The organism is Sphingosinicella rhizophila, from assembly GCF_032378825.1.
GTDB lineage: Bacteria > Pseudomonadota > Alphaproteobacteria > Sphingomonadales > Sphingomonadaceae > Allosphingosinicella > Allosphingosinicella rhizophila.
Genome location: NZ_JAVUPU010000009.1, coordinates 75,368 through 90,399, shown reverse-complemented (window position 1 = coordinate 90,399; position 15,032 = coordinate 75,368). Strand labels below are relative to the sequence as shown.

General features: G+C 65.2%; 12 protein-coding genes. 7 read left to right on the top strand and 5 right to left on the bottom strand.

Features of this window, described 5'->3' with window-relative positions; all coding sequences use genetic code 11:
• Positions 1 to 87: 87 nt before the first annotated feature.
• From RQX22_RS16095 to RQX22_RS16080, 4 genes are all read right to left on the bottom strand, one after another.
• The gene (locus RQX22_RS16095; protein ID WP_315727693.1) at positions 88 to 747 is read right to left on the bottom strand and encodes a glutathione S-transferase; all 660 of its coding nucleotides are present in this window, start codon (positions 745 to 747) and stop codon (positions 88 to 90) included.
• Complete coding sequence (trhO, locus tag RQX22_RS16090) at positions 740 to 1,741, bottom strand: oxygen-dependent tRNA uridine(34) hydroxylase TrhO (protein WP_315727691.1); 1,002 nt, start codon at positions 1,739 to 1,741, stop codon at positions 740 to 742. Before trhO ends, RQX22_RS16095 begins: the two co-directional genes overlap by 8 nt.
• Before the next feature lie 156 nt (positions 1,742 to 1,897).
• A complete protein-coding gene (locus RQX22_RS16085) occupies positions 1,898 to 2,620 on the bottom strand; it encodes a helix-turn-helix domain-containing protein (RefSeq protein WP_315727689.1) in 723 nt (240 codons plus the stop codon).
• Between the two features lie 243 nt (positions 2,621 to 2,863).
• Positions 2,864 to 4,126, bottom strand: a complete 1,263-nt coding sequence (locus RQX22_RS16080; protein WP_315727687.1) for a cation:proton antiporter — start codon at positions 4,124 to 4,126, stop codon at positions 2,864 to 2,866.
• Positions 4,127 to 4,866: 740 nt separating this feature from the next.
• On the opposite strand from RQX22_RS16080, the gene RQX22_RS16075 reads away from it, so the two are divergent.
• The 3 genes from RQX22_RS16075 (at position 4,867) to RQX22_RS16065 (ending at position 8,354) form a co-directional block, all read left to right on the top strand.
• On the top strand, positions 4,867 to 5,040 hold the full coding sequence (locus tag RQX22_RS16075) for a hypothetical protein (protein ID WP_315727686.1): 174 nt from the start codon (positions 4,867 to 4,869) through the stop codon (positions 5,038 to 5,040).
• 292 nt (positions 5,041 to 5,332) lie between these two features.
• Positions 5,333 to 6,115, top strand: coding sequence for a DUF4019 domain-containing protein (locus RQX22_RS16070; protein WP_315727684.1), 783 nt, complete (start codon positions 5,333 to 5,335; stop codon positions 6,113 to 6,115).
• A 355-nt stretch (positions 6,116 to 6,470) separates the two neighbouring features.
• Positions 6,471 to 8,354 carry a CocE/NonD family hydrolase gene (locus tag RQX22_RS16065; protein ID WP_315727682.1) on the top strand — a complete coding sequence of 628 codons (1,884 nt, stop codon included), beginning with the start codon at positions 6,471 to 6,473 and terminating at the stop codon, positions 8,352 to 8,354.
• A gap of 285 nt (positions 8,355 to 8,639) precedes the next feature.
• Here the strand turns inward: RQX22_RS16065 and RQX22_RS16060 are convergent, their stop codons facing one another.
• A complete protein-coding gene (locus RQX22_RS16060) occupies positions 8,640 to 10,724 on the bottom strand; it encodes a S9 family peptidase (RefSeq protein ID WP_315727681.1) in 2,085 nt (694 codons plus the stop codon).
• Between the two features lie 224 nt (positions 10,725 to 10,948).
• Here RQX22_RS16060 and RQX22_RS16055 point away from each other — a divergent pair, with 224 nt between their 5' ends.
• Genes RQX22_RS16055 through RQX22_RS16040 form a run of 4 tightly spaced genes read left to right on the top strand, consistent with a single transcriptional unit; the run spans position 10,949 to position 15,028 of the window.
• The gene (locus RQX22_RS16055; protein ID WP_315727678.1) at positions 10,949 to 11,371 is read left to right on the top strand and encodes a PqqD family protein; all 423 of its coding nucleotides are present in this window, start codon (positions 10,949 to 10,951) and stop codon (positions 11,369 to 11,371) included.
• Positions 11,372 to 11,377: 6 nt separating this feature from the next.
• The gene (locus RQX22_RS16050; protein ID WP_315727676.1) at positions 11,378 to 12,076 is read left to right on the top strand and encodes a glycosyltransferase family 2 protein; all 699 of its coding nucleotides are present in this window, start codon (positions 11,378 to 11,380) and stop codon (positions 12,074 to 12,076) included.
• Entirely contained in the window at positions 12,070 to 13,182 is a 1,113-nt protein-coding gene (locus RQX22_RS16045; RefSeq protein ID WP_315727675.1) for a nucleotidyltransferase domain-containing protein, read from the top strand. The genes RQX22_RS16050 and RQX22_RS16045 overlap by 7 nt, the downstream gene beginning before the upstream one ends.
• A gap of 16 nt (positions 13,183 to 13,198) precedes the next feature.
• Entirely contained in the window at positions 13,199 to 15,028 is a 1,830-nt protein-coding gene (locus RQX22_RS16040; RefSeq protein WP_315727673.1) for a glycosyltransferase, read from the top strand.
• The last annotated feature ends 4 nt before the right edge of the window (positions 15,029 to 15,032 follow it).

Below are 15,032 nucleotides of genomic sequence, written 5' to 3'. Positions count from 1 at the left end.
CCCGGGCCGCTTTGGGCGCAAGTCATTGCCGCAAAACCGGTTCTCGCAGCTTTTCCTCGGCGCGTGCACGGCGGGCGGGGTTCGGACCTAGATGCCGCTCACCGGCTTCGCCTCCGGAAAGAGAATGTCCGGGTCGCCCGCCCGCCAGGGTTGAAGCCGTAGCCGCCAGGCCGCTTCGAACAAGGCCGAATCCCGATGCCTTGCCAGCCACGCTTGCAGGAACGGCAGGGGCTGCGCGTCGAACCAGTCGCGATCCGTGTCCGCGAACTGCCGCACGAACGGCATGATCGCCACGTCGGCGAGGGATCGGGAACCGCCGCAAAGCTCCCACGACCGGCCGAGCCGCGCCTCGAGCTCCGCCAGGATCGCCAGCGCCGCGATACGATGCGCCTCTTTGTCGCTGCCGTGGCGGCTATGATATTTGTAGCGGTCGAGATGGAATTTGAACGGACCGTCATTGGCGGCGATCAGCGGCGCGGCCTCATCCTCATGGTCCAGCCAATGTTCCGGATCGTTCCGCCCGAGCGCCCAGCGCATGATCCCCAGACTTTCGTCGATTACGTCGCCCTGCTCGGTCACCAGCACCGGCACCGTTGCCTTGGGCGAGGCCGCGACCATCTCCGGCGGCTTGGCCGACAAGGCGACCTCGCGGAGCACGCAGACCGTGCTGCTGGCCGCGATCGCCATCCGCGCCCGCAACGCATAAGGGCAGCGCCGAAAGGAATAGAGGATCGGCCGTTCAGTCATCGGAGGACGGACCGTCCTCTCCGCCGCCGCGCCAGGCCGCGCCGACATGCTTTACGCCGCGCCTTTCGGCCAATCCGGTCTGGAAATGCCGCTCGGCATAGCGCGCGCGTTGCGCGTCGTCCCTCTCGTCATGGCAGGCCGGACAGCGCACCCCCTCCTGGTACAAGGCGGATGCGCGGTCCGCCTCGCTCACCGGTCGCCGGCAGGCCCGGCACAATCGGTGCGTCCCCGGTGCCAGGCCGTGACCGACCGCGACCCTTTCGTCGAACACGAAACACTCCCCCTGCCAGAGGCTCTCCGCGGCCGGCACCGTCTCGAGATATTTGAGGATCCCGCCCTCGAGATGATAGACCGCGTCCACCCCTTCGGCCTTCAGGAATGCCGTCGCCTTTTCGCAGCGTATGCCGCCGGTGCAGAACATCGCAACCCGCGGCGGCGCCGCGCCCTCGCTTCCCTGCCCGTTGCCGCCATCGAGCAGCGCGGCCCGCTTTGCCCGGAACCAGGCCGGAAAATCCCGAAAGCTCTTCGTCTTGGGATCGATCGCCCCGGCAAAGGAGCCGATCGCCACCTCATAATCGTTGCGCGTGTCGATCAGGATCGTCCCCGGCGCCGATACGAAATCGTTCCAATCCGCTGGCGCCACATAATGGCCGGCCCCGGCCAGGGGATCGATGTCCGGCTCGCCCATCGTCACGATCTCGCGCTTCACCCGCACCTTCATCCGGTGGAACGGCATTTCGGCGGCGCGACTGAGCTTCGCGGACAGATCGGCGCAGCCCGGCAGCGAGCGGATCAGGTCGAGCACGGCCTCCACGCTCGCGGGGGTGCCGGCGATCGTCCCGTTAATCCCTTCCGGCGCGACCAGCAGCGTTCCATGAAGATGGAAGTCGGCGCAGGCCCGCTCCAGCCTGGCTTTCAGCGCCGCGCAATCGGCGACCGCAGTGAAGCGATAAAGGGCGGCGACCTGGATCGGCAATTCCTGCCCGGTCGTCATGACGCAATCAACATCGTGGCGGCGTTACGGCGGGGGGCGTTCCAGCGCCAGCTTACAATATGCACGCAATCTTCCGTCGGTTTCGTCCGGCGCGCGTACGTGCGGCCGGCGCTCGGGCACGCCATAGCCGCGCTACGGCCGCAATCCTATCGCGCGTCAGTCCTCGTTCGATATCGTGCGCGGCTTCAGCAGCTTGTCGGGGCCCTGGGAGTTGATCGAGAAGACGACCGCCTCGCCCTCCCCGGCATTGATATATCCATGCCCCTGCTGGCTATCGAGATAGACGCCTTCGCCGGCCTCCAGGATTTCGGGTTCGTAAAATTCCGTATGCAGTTCGATCCGGCCCTGGACCACGACGATGAACTCTTCGCCTTCATGGCGCAGAAGCGGGCCGAGTTCCTCCAGGGTGCGCGCGCGCGAATAGGTCCTGATCGGCACCATCTGCTTGTGGCGCAGATTGTTGCACACATAATAGGATTCATAGCCGGGCGTATCGACCCGTTCCCCGGATCCGGCGCGGGCGAAGCTCATCCGCGCCAGCCCCTGGCTGCTATTGTTGGACGCATCGCTCGGGATCGCCAGGAATTCCGACAGGCTGAGCCCGAAGCCCTGCGCGACCATCAGCAGGCGATCGTATGTGAGGGAAAGGGTTCCGTTCTCGACCTTCGAAAGCGTCGATGCGGCAATGCCGCATTTGCCGCCCAACGTGCTCAGGCTCCAGCCGCGTTCGCGGCGCAGGTGGCGCACATGCTTGCCCAGGTTAGTCGGCGCATCACAGCGCAAGTTCCGCTTCGGAGACACAGGCGCCGCCGCCTTCGCCGTCCGGCGGGACGGATGCGCCGCGGCAGGCTTCGACTTCTTCACTGCATTCGTAGCCATATCCACTCCAACAGGCCGTCTCTACTCCAAGGACCACCCCAACTCCGATAGGCCGTCCCTGCTCCAATAGGCCATCTCTACTCCGATAAGATTGCCTCTATATCTAGTTGGAAACAATCGGGCCATATGGAAACGAACGTTATTCGAAATCCCTATCCGGTTCAAACCCCGGCCGGAAATGCCCGCTCTTAACCAGGCAGGCCCCTTCCCCCGCTTTCGGGTCTGCGGCCGGCGGCCTAACGATCATGCATCCTCGCCACTCTCCTCCTGCGTCACGCGCTCGACCACGGTGCTCGCCGAGAGGCCGTGGATCACGGTCGACGTCGCGACGGTGAAAGCGATGGTGGCCCACAGCTGGCCCTCGTTCACGAATTCGAGATGGCTGGTGGCATAAGCGAGATAGTAGATCGAGCCGATGCCGCGGACGCCGTAGGCGCCGACGACGAAGCGTTCCCGCGGCCTGAGCGGGGTGCCGCGCAAGCCCCACCAGCCGGCCAGCGGGCGGATGACGAGGATCAGCGCCAGCCCGATCGCGATGTGCCGCCAATCCAGTTCCGGCCACAGCACGGGAAGCACGCCGCCGATCATGATCAGCAGGATCGCCGTCAGCGCATGTTCGATCGCTTCGTTGAAGCCGTGCAGCGTCCCGTGGAATTCGTGACCCGCCTCGGCCCTGCGAAGAGCCAGGCCGGCGACGAACGCGGCGATGAAGCCATAGCCCTCGATCAGTTCGGTCGCTCCATAGCAAAGGAGGACCCCGGCCAGCGCCAGCACGCCCGATCCCGTATCGGCCAGGACGTTCCGCGCCGGGATCGCGAAGAGGATCCGGCCAAGCAGCCAGCCGATCGCGGCGCCCGAGGCCGCGCCGATTCCGATGCGGTAGACGACGTCGCGCGCCAGCCATTCGATGGCCCAGGAGCCGGGTGCGAAGCCCTCCGCGGCGACGATCAGCCCGAGATAGACGAACGGGAAGGCCAGCCCGTCATTGAGGCCGGCCTCGGTGGTGAGCGAAAAGCGTACCGGATGCTCGCCGCCTTCCGTCGGAGGCCCGACCTGGACGTCGCCGGCCAGCACCGGATCCGTCGGCGCCAGCACCGCGCCCAGCAGGAGCGCGCCGGCCAGCGTCATCCCCGCCAGGGCCCAGCCGAGCAGGGCAACGGCCAGGATCGTCAGCGGCATCACCACCGCCAGCAGGCGCACCGTCGGTTGCCAGCGCCGGTAATTCCGCAGATTGTCGATGCGAAGGCCCGTGCCGAACAGAGCGACGATGACGGCGAGTTCGCTGGTATATTCCCAGATCTTCGGCGCCGTCCGCGGATCGAGGGCGGCAGGCATGCCGGGCAGGAACGAGAAGGCGATGAGGCCGAAGAGGATGAGCAAGGCGGACGCCGCCGGCTCGCGCCCCGACACGAAGCGCGGGATCCAGAAGGACAGGATGATGCCCGCGCCGATGGCGGTTATCGCGACATGATAGCTTGCCAGTCCGAAAAAATGGCTATCGGCCAAAGCAGGTCTTCAATGTGAAAGGCTCCCCGTCATTCGCAGGGTAGCGCCCCAGCGACGCATGGGTTCCGCCCCTCTCCCCTCCAGATGCCAATGCCGGCGGATTCTTTCCTGCCTGCAGCCCGTTCGGTTACTCTTGAGACGCTCACATCCGGACGGCGCGATCGCCGAAATGCGGGTTCGGCGATCGGCTGGGGCGGACGGCCCACCATGGGGATATGCGCCCGCCCCGGCCGCGGCGCCGCGATGCACGGCAGCCAGAAATTGCAACAATGAGAAAGAGCCCTGCCGAGGGAAAGGTTCAGAAGGTTCGGCTTCCCAAGGGACGAAAAAAACCATTCTGCAATCGCCAGGCAAACCCATGCCTCGATGCGCGGACCGCTGATCCGCCCAAAGCCATGCCGACGCGCGAAAATCCTGGATTGACTGCACAGGATCGCATAGCAGACAAATTGGAACATTACAAGAACATGGCGCGGTCGCGAGCGCCGGAATATTGCGGTGCCAGTCACTTTTCTTAGATTTCGGCCACCGCTTCTGCGGCGTCAGCGTGCGACCGGTCCGCCCCTCGAGATCGGCGATCCAGCTGGAGCTGCCGAGTGGGCGTCCGCTCTAAATTGTCGCATCTGTAGAAGCTCACGTTGCACAAGTGCGACGATCTTCGAGCTGTCACCAAATGCTCAAAGTGACCCCTGTAACGATTTGTTCGGAACGTTGCTGTCGTCCTGGAGTTGGGCCGTGTCATGAGCGACGACCCACTGGATCACATGCGGGAGCGGATCGAGCGATGCCGCCGCCTCGCGCAATACATCAATGACCCTCGCACCACCGCGGCGCTTCTGGAGATGGCCGAAGACGGCGAAAAGGATCTTCAGCGGCTAAAGGCGGAAAGAGCCCAACGGTCCGAGAAAAGCTGACAGAGCAGGGGCGATTGCCCGCGGGTCTCCGCCAAGCAACTTACATGAACATTTTGGATGCGGGGCCATCGCAACCTTTTTGTTGCGCCATAGACTGGGACGGGAATGGGGTGGCTTGCGAGCCGTGGGGCTACTGATCGTCGCCTTCCCCCGCTAAGGGTGGAAAGGGGTCATTGCCGGTTGGGGTGCATACCCCAACCCAGGCCTTTAGATTCTTAGGGGGGGACTTCTGCCTCGATACAAATTTTTCGGGGTACATGCGGACAATCCCGTGACCTAGAGTTCCTGGATAATGAACATACCGGTGCAGGAAAATTGTTGGACGCTCACCGAGAAGGAGAAGCAGACCCTTCGCTTGATCGTCCGCGGTCATGACGCAAAGTCGATTGCGCGCCGCCTCGGCCTTTCGGTCCACACGATCAACGAACGGCTTCGCGACGCCCGACGCAAAATGGCGGTATCGAGCAGCCGCGAGGCGGCACGCCTTCTGTTGGAAGTCGAAAGCGTCAGTTCGCGTTCACTGGACCCCCATTTCCTTGGGGACGCAGAAATCGGGGGAGACGCAGGTCCCACCTGGATGAATGACGCATCGGTGCCGGCCAGCGGCGTGAAGCGCCTGCACCGCCATCCTTGGATCATTATCGGAGTTCTCATCATGACGCTTGCTCTCGGGCTATTGGCCCTCACCGCATTGCCCGACGTCGCTCCTACCGCTCAGCCGACGTCGATCGCCCCAAGCGAGGCGCCAAGTTCGGAGGTGGTGGATTCGGCCCGCCAATGGCTGACCCTGGTCGATCAGGGACGTTGGCAGGAAAGTTATCGGGCGACCGGTGCGGCCTTCCGAAAACTGAACACTGCTCCGGTCTGGGCCGAGGTGAACGAAAAGGGGCGAGTGCCTCTCGGCGCTGTAATCTCGCGCGTGTTCGCCAGCCAGCAGAGCTTGCCCGCGCCCCCTATGGGCTATCAGGTCGTGAAGTTCCGTACCCATTTTGCCAACAAACCCGAGGCGTTGGAGACGGTCACGTTGGAGCAGGAGAACGGCCGCTGGCATGTGGTCGGCGTGACGATCGAGTGAGAGGCGGATCGGAAGTGCAATCGAATAGTGACGGTGCCAATGTGCTGAATCACTATCTCGCCTCACCCCGATTTTTGTGCGTCACGTAGATATTCAACTCCGTTCATCAATCGCGCATCGTGCCCGTTCCAGGAGAGCCAGTCCCGGAGAGAAGAGCGCAAATGCCCTCACGGGAGCTTAGGGCGTTTGGCGACAATGGCTAGGGGCAGCCCTCGCTCCTCCTCGCCTTCGCTTCCGAAAGCACTGGTAAGATAATAAAATCCGCTCTCCCCTCCTCCCATCCGCTTGACAGCCTGGCGATGCGCCTGACATGAAAATCCCAACCTGAGATGAAACCGCACATAGGGGATGATGGATGAAGCGCGTGGCGACGATGATTGCCCTGGCGGCGATGGTGGCGAGCGTACCGGCGCGCGCGCAGGATTATTCCAAATATAGCGAGGAGGCTTTGGCCAGGGAGCTGGCGACGCTCGCCGATTCCGAAACCGCTTTGCTGGTGCCGATGCGCGACGGCGTCGGCCTTTCGACCAATATCTACCGGCCCAAGGGCAAGAAGGGCCCGTTCCCCACCATCCTGTGGAAGACCCCCTATAACGAGCATGTGCCCCAGGGCGGCACGCTCCAGTCGCTGCTGAAGGCCGTGAAGCGCGGCTATGTCTTCATCGTCCAGAACGAACGCGGCCGCTATTTCTCCGAGGGCAAGTTCCAGATCCTCGGCTATCCGCAGACCGACGGCTATGACGCCCTGACGTGGATTGCCAAGCAGCCATGGTCGAACGGCAAGGTCGGCACATTGGGCTGCTCCTCCTCCGCCGAATGGCAATTGGCTTTGGCCGCGCAGAACCATCCCGCCCATGCGGCGATGGTGCCGATGGCCGCCGGTGCCGGCATCGGCAAGGTCGGCCGGTTCCAGGAACAGGGCAATTGGTACAGGGGCGGCGTCCCGCGGACTTTGTTCTTCGCCTGGCTCTACGGCGTCGACAATCCGCTGCGGGCGCAGCTGCCGTCGGGGCTCGATCCGAAGACGCGGGCCTATATCACCCAATATAACGATCTCACCGCCAAGAAGCCGAAGGTGGAATGGAGCAAGCGGATCAAGTCGCTGCCCGTCGATCAGATGCTGTCGGGACTGGGCGAGCCGCGCCAGACCTTCGACGAGCTGATCGAGCGCACACCGGCCGATCCGGCCTGGCGTGAAGGCGGCCTCTATCATGACGATATGGGCTGGGGCGTCCCCGCTTTGTGGTTCAACAGCTGGTACGACGTGTCGATCGGGCCGAACATGGAATTGTTCAACCATGCCCGCGCCGCCGGCACCGACAAGGAAGCGAGCGCCAACCAATATGTCGTCGTCGCCCCTTCCACCCATTGCGGCTATAGCCGCCTCGGCCCCGACACGGTGATCGGCGAGCGTGAGATGGGCGATACCAGCTTCGACGTCGACGGCGCCATATTCGGCTGGTTCGACCGCTGGCTGAAGGGCGACGTCCGCGCCTTTCCGGATTCGACGCCCCATGTCCGCTATTTCACGATGGGCGAGAATGAATGGAACGCGGCCGCACAATGGCCGCCGCGCGACGCCAAGACGGTGCGCATGTACCTGCGCAGCTCCGGGCGCGCCAACAGCATCTATGGCGACGGCAAATTGTCGCTGCAGGCGCCGCCGGCCGGCGAGGCGGCGGACCGCTACATCTACGATCCTATGAACCCGGTGCAGACGATCGGCGGCGGCGATTGCTGCAATGGCGGCATGGTCATTCCCGGCGCCTATGATCAAAGGGTGATCGAGGCCCGGGACGACGTGCTCGTCTACACCAGCGATCCGCTGGAAAGCGACATGGAGGTGACCGGCTTCGTCGACGCGGTGCTGAAGGTGCAGTCCAGCGCCAGGGACACGGACTTTGCGGTCAAGCTGGTCGACGTGGCGCCCGACGGCACCGCCTATATCCTGGGCGACACGATCCTTCGCGCACGCTACCGCAACGGCTTCGATCGGCCGGAAATGATGCAGTCGGGCCAGGTCTATACGATCAAGCCGACGCCGATGACGACCAGCAACACGTTCAAGAAAGGCCATCGCATCCGCGTCGAGGTGACCTCGTCCAATTTTCCCAAATTCGTGCGCAACCTCAATACGGGCGGGGCCAACGAGACGGAAACGGTCGGCGTGGCGGCGAACAACGCCATTCTCCACGACGGCGACAATGCATCCTATATCGAGCTGCCGGTGGTGCGCTGAAGGGCGCCATAGTTGCTGAAGTGTCGGCGATCTAGGGTCCGGACCCTAATCGGACCGAAGCTCCACAGGCCCCATCCATGCAGCGGAGCCAAGGACTGTCTGGGAGACAGTCCAGACGCTGCGTCCTCCCCTGAAGAGGAGAGGCTAGATTCACGTCATCTGTGGAAGCGCAAAGCGCTCCCACCTCAAACGAACAGGCTATAGAGATTTGAATAAAGCCTGATTCACGTCATCGGCGGAAGCACGAAGCGCTTCCCCCTCAAACGATCAGGCTCTGGGGCCTCCTTATTTCCCGTCCAGTTTCTCTTCGAAGAAACGCTGCTGCTCCTGCCACAAGCGGCGATAGGTCTGGTTGCGGGCGAAGCCGTGGCCCTCGCCGGGGATCAGGACGGTGCGGACGTCGACATTGCGGGCCTTGAGCTTCTGGGCGAGGTCGACGGTTTCGCGGACGTCGACATTCATATCCTCGTCGCCGCTGAAGAGCAGGACCGGCGAGCGCCAGCCGTCGATCGCGCCGATCGGGGAGGATTTGCGCGCCAGCGCCCTGTCGTCCTCGCTCACGCCGAAGAAGACGCTCGGATTGAGATGGCCCGGCCGATCCGAAGGCCAGCTCCAGTCGAACACGCCATGGACGGCAACGCCGGCGCTGAACAGGTCGGAATCGCGGGCCAGCGCCTGGCCGGTCAGCAGGCCGCCATAGGAGCCGCCCCAGATGCCGATCCTCTTCCTGTCGACATCGTCGCGGGCGGCCAGCCAGCGGCCGGCGCCCAGCACGTCCTGATATTCCGAAGCGCCGCGCCAACCGCGCTTGGGCGCCTCGCGGAAGGCGCGGCCATAACCGATGCCGGACCGGTAATTGACGCTGAGCACGACATAGCCAAGCTCCGCCAGCCGCCGGTTCATCGCGTAATCGGCGGCATAATAATCGGAATAATGGAAGGCCGGATACATTTGCCGGGGCGGCCCGCCATGGACGTAGACGAGCGCCGGATGCGGCCCGGGCGTTGCGGGCAGGAAAAGCTGCCCCGGAACGGTGCCGCCGTCGGCTGCCTTGAACCGCACCGCCTTCGGCGCCAGGCCGGTATAGCTGTAGCGATAGCCGTAATCCGCCGCTTTCTCCGCCAGGGCCAGCTGGCCGGTGCGGGTGTCGAGCACGCGCAGCAAGGGCGCCTCTTCGGCATTGCCGCCGACGAAGGCGATATAGGGGCTGCCCGCGATCGCCATCGCGTTCGCCATGACTATGTCCTTGCTCGCCAGCGGCTTTTCCTGGCCGGTGCGAACGTTGACGAGCGACAGCTGCCGCGTGTCGATGTCGCGGCAATTATGCACGACCAGCAGCATGTCCGGCCCGGCCGGCTCGCTTTCCGCGGCTTCGCACCTGGCGGGCGTCAGCGCGCTGATCTCCCCGCCCGTCCGCGGCACGGCATAGAGCCGACCGAAGCCGTCATGTTCGGAATAGAAGACGATCCGGTCATTGCCGACCCAGCGCAGCGCATTGTCGCCATCTTCCAGGCCGGACAGGACCGCGCGCTCGCGCGTCTCCCACAAATTGCGCACAGTGCCGCTGGCCAGATCGACGGTGTCGACCGCGAACGGCTCGCTCTCCGTATAATCATAGGTGACGTCGTTCTGGCGCCCCGGAAAGCGCAGGAAGGCGATCGTCTTTTCGTCCGGCGACAGGACCGGGCTCGCCAGCCGGTCCGGGCCCGTCACCAGCCATTCGACCTGCGGCGCGCCCAGGCGGTAATGGCCGAGGAAGGCATAGCCGCCCCGATCCTGGACGAAGTAGAAACCCTTGCCGTCCCTGGTCCAGACCGCCCCACCGAAGGCGCCGGCGCCCTTGGCGAGCAGCTTCGGTTCACCGGGCGCGGCGCCGAGGTCGATCGCCCACAGATCGCGCTGCTGCCTGTAGAGCAGCTTCTTGCCGTCGGGAGAGAAAGTCGGGCTGCCGCTGATATCCAGCTGCGCCGGCTTTGCCCCGGCCCTCGTCTCCAGGATCCACCAAATGGGCTGCGGCGGTTCGACCAGGCCGGCGGGATTATAGGCCTTGCCGCCCGCATAAGGCAGAGCGGTCCGGAACAGGACGAAGCTGCCGTCGGGAGACAGCCGGACATCGGAAATCGGCTGGCCGTCGACATCGGTGCGGGTGAACAGCCTGACCGGCTTGAAGGCAGGGCCGCGTGCGAACATGATGATCCTGTCGTCGCCCTGCTGCACCAGCCAGGCGAAGGCGGGAACCTCGGCCGCGCTGACGTTCGTCGCCAGCGGGAATTTCAGGAAATCGGCATCCTGGGGCGAAGCGGCGAGGGCGGGCGAAAGCGCCAGAGCGGCGCCGGCGGCCGCGAGCAGGTAAGCGAAACGTGAAGCCACTTTTGAATATCCTCATCCCAGGCTGAACAAATGGCGGCGAGACCACCTTCGGGAAACATGTTGCCGAATTCGTCGGCCTTGCCAAGCGGCCCTGCCAAGTTTTCGTTGCGGCAGTTCCATCCGCTCCCACTTCCCCCACAGCCTTACTGACATTAGAGAAGGTCGCGAGACGAACCGTGCCATGAAGGGGACGGATCGGATGTCGGCACGCAGATGAGGCGGAGATGGATCGCTACGAAATGAATACGCCTTCCGTTGCCGGCGAGGTGATCGATGGCGAAGCGATCATCATGCATCTGGGAAGCGGCCATTATTTCAGCACCGACGGCAGCGGCGCACTGCTCTGGGCCGGCATCGAACAGAAGCAGGACATGGCCGCCCTGGCCGATGCTCTGGTCGCGGCCTATGCGATCGGCCGGGACGAGGCGGAAGCGGCGGCCGGCGCGTTCGTCACCGATCTCAAGGCGAACGACCTGATCCGCGAGGCGGCCGGCGCCGGCGGCGAATTTTCCCCGCCCGCGATCGGCGGCGCCTATGCCCCTCCCCGGCTCCAGCGTTACACGGACATGCAGGACCTGCTGTTGCTGGATCCCATCCACGACGTGGACGAAGTGGGCTGGCCGGTCCCGGCGCCGGTCGGCGCCTAGGCTGCCATGGCGCCCCGGCAGTCCGGATCGGCAAGGGTCAGCCTTGTCATACCCTGTTTCAACGGCGGACCGTATCTGTCGGAGGCGCTTGCCTCGGCACGCGGCCAGCTGCGCCCTGCCGACGAGATCGTGCTGGTCGACGACGGATCGACCGACGGCAGCGCCGCGGCGGCGGCGGCCGACGGCGGCATCCATTATCATCGCCAGAATCGCGAAGGCATGTCGGCCGCCCGCAACCGCGGCGTGGCGCTGGCCCGCGGCGACGTCATCGCCTTCCTCGACGCCGACGATCTGTGGACCGCCGGCAGCCTCGCGCTCCGCCTCGCCCTGCTGAACGACGTCGCGGAGCCCGATTACGTCTTCGGCGCGGTGGACCAGTTCTACAGTCCCGATCTGCCGGCGGCTAAGCGAGCCGCATTGTCGGCCTCTTCGCAGATCGCCGGCCGCCTGGCCGGTGCGATGCTGATCCGACGCGCCGCCTGGGAGCGGGTCGGGCCGCTGGACCCGAGCCTGAAGGCGGGCGAGATGGTCGATTGGGTGGCGCGGGCCGCCGCCCGCAAGCTGGTGTCGCGCGCCACCAACGAGATCGTCCTGCAAAGGCGGATCCACGCCGCCAACAGCGTGCACCAGCATGACGATTATCGTGCCGACCATCTGCGGGCGCTGCGCAATGCCGTCCGGCTGAAGCAGGCCAGCTCATGCTGAAGACCGGATCGCATGGCCGCCTGTGGCCCAACCGGGACCAGGAGCTTCTCCTCAAGGCCGCGATCGGAACAGGCGACGATGCCGTCGCCGCCTATCGGGCCTGGCGCGACCGGACGGACTTCGCCGGACATGTGGATGAAGGCACGTTCAACCTGATCCCGCTGCTCTATGCGAACATGGCCCGGCTGGGCGTGCAGGACCGGGTCATGCCGCGGCTGAAGGGCGTTTATCGCAACAGCTGGGTGCGATCGGCGCAGCGCGCATCGGTCGCCGCCGAATTGCTCGGCCTGCTCCACCAGGCCGGGATAAAGGTGATGGTCAGCAAGGGACTGCCGCTGGCACTGGCATTTTACGACGGCCCGGCAGCGCGTCCGATGAACGATTTCGACCTGGTCGTGCCCAAGAGCAAGGCGGCGGAGGCAAGCCGGCTGCTCCAGGGACGCGGCTTCCGCGCGGCCCGCCATGCGTGGAATCAGGAACTGGCGATCCGCCACGCCGTGTCCCACATCCACCCGTCGCGAGGCGAAGTGGACCTGCATTGGCACATTTTGTTCGAATGCCTGAGCGAGGAGGCGGATCGTCATTTCTGGGACCATGCGGTGCCGCTCGACGTCAGCGGGGTGCCGGTCCTCCGCCCCTCGGCCACCGACCTGCTGCTGCACGTGCTCATCCACGGCATGCGCTGGAACATGGCGCCGCCGATGCGCTGGGTCGCGGACGCGGCGATGATCCTGCGCGGCAGCGAAGCGGTGGACTGGGACAGGATGATCGCCTTCGCCGCCCGCTACCGCCTCACCCAGCGGCTCAGCCTCGCGCTCACCTATCTCAAGGAACGGTTCGAAATCCCCGTTCCCGATCCGGTCGTCGCCGCGATCGCCGGCGGATCGAGCCTGGTCGAGAAGTTCGAGATCTTCGCCATGCAGGGCGAGGACGAACGCAGCGGCTTCCGTCACTTGCGCCGCGCCGCGCACCTGCTTCGCCTGGCCACGTCCGAGGAACGGGCCGGGCTTTCCCGCGCGCTCGGTCACGAAATTCTGAAGCGTTACGGACCGACCGGTTTCGCCGCGCGACGTGCGCGCAACGCCCGTCTCGCCGTCACAGACTAAGCGCCGAAAACCCGACATGCCGCATGCAAGTCCTTCGGATCTGCCCGACAAGCCGGAGGCCGAACAGCGCGCATTCTTCGATGCCGTTCGCGGCCAGGCCATTCGGGCCGAGGCCGCGACCGGAGTGTGGGAACAGGATCTGGCGGTGGCGGGCGCCGTCGTCCGCCTGGTCTTTGCGGGCGCGCGACTGCGCGAGGCGCTCCTGCCCGCTCTGGCCCATCTTTGCGTTCCCCGGCACAACGCGCCCGACATCGTCTTTCGCATCTGGGAAAGCGAGGAAAGCGGGCTGGCGCTGCCGCCCTGCCCCTGCCCCACCATGTGCTTCACCGACCGGGCCGACATCTGGACGATGCTCAGCGCCCGCGTCAGGAGCGCCTTCAACTGGGGCGAACATTCGCTCAGCCTGTTCGATGTCGAGGGAAAGGAGGGCATCTTCTGGGTCCGGTCGGCCCGCCAGATGCCGTTCTGGACGATCGCCTCGCCCCTCCGCACCCTGTTCAGCTGGTGGATCGAGACGCGCGGGGGCCAGTTGCTCCACGCCGCGGCCATCGGCAACGAGGTTGGCGGCCTGCTCGTCACCGGCAAGGGCGGCGTCGGCAAATCCACCACCGCGCTCGCCGCGCTGAAGGCAGGCCTGCGCTATGTCGCCGACGATTATCTGATCGTCACGCTGGACCCGGAACCGACCGCGCACAACCTCTATTGCACGGCCAAAGTGGAGGCGGCCGATGCCGGACGCTTCGCGGATCTCGCCCCGCAATTCCTGCCGAGCCTGGCCGGGGTCGATCCCAAGGGCGTGATATTCCTCCACGACCGGATGCCCGAGGCGCTGGCGCCGGCGCTGCCCCTGGCCGCGATCCTGACGCCGGCGTTCGCGGCCAGCCAGGATACTTCCGTCGAACGGGCGCCCCCGCATCTGCTCAAGGATGCGGCCGCCTTCACCACCATGTGCCAATTGCCGCATGCGGGAGACTATACACTCCGCTTCGTCGATCGGCTGGTGGCGGCGCTTCCGGGCTATCGGCTGCTGCTCGGCAAGGATGTCGAACGGGTTCCGCTGACATTGCGCGCGCTGCTCCAGGCGCCGCATGCGCCGGCGCCGCCGGCGACCGCGGTCGAAACGCCCGACCATCCGCTCGTCAGCGTCGTCATTCCGGTCCACAACGGCGCCCACTTCGTTGCCGAGGCCGTCGGATCGATCCTGGCGCAGGGCCATCCGCAGCTGGAGATCATCATCGTCGACGACGGGTCGACGGACGCCATCGTCGAGGCCGTCGCCGCCCTTCCTATCCCTGTGGAGCTGATCCGGCAGCCGGCCAAGGGCCCCGCGGCGGCGCGGAACCGCGGCATCGCAGCCGCCTCGGGCGATTTCATCGCCTTCCTCGACGTCGACGATCTCTGGCCGGCCGACAAGATCGCCGCATCGCTCTACGCATTCCGCGCCGATCCCGCACTCGACGTGGTGACGGGCCATGGCCAGCTGCTGAGATTTTGCGCGGACCCGGATCGCTGGGAATATGTCGACAATCCGGAAAAGAATTTCCCTTATTATATCGGCGCCGCCATCTTCCGGCGCAGCGCCTTTGCGCGGATCGGCCTTTTCGACGACAAGCTGCGCTTCGCGGAGGATACGGACTGGTTCGCCCGGGCGTCGGAGGCCGGGATAGCGGTGAAGAAGCTCGACCGGGTGAGCCTGCTCGTCCGCCGGCATGGCGGCAACATGACCGCCGGCAGGCTCAGCACGGAAATGGTGCCGCTCCGTTTCGTCAAGAATATCCTCGACCGCCAGCGGGCTGCCGCGTCCGACGGAAGCGGGGAGGTCGCGATCAGCCGGATATTGCCGTGAAACC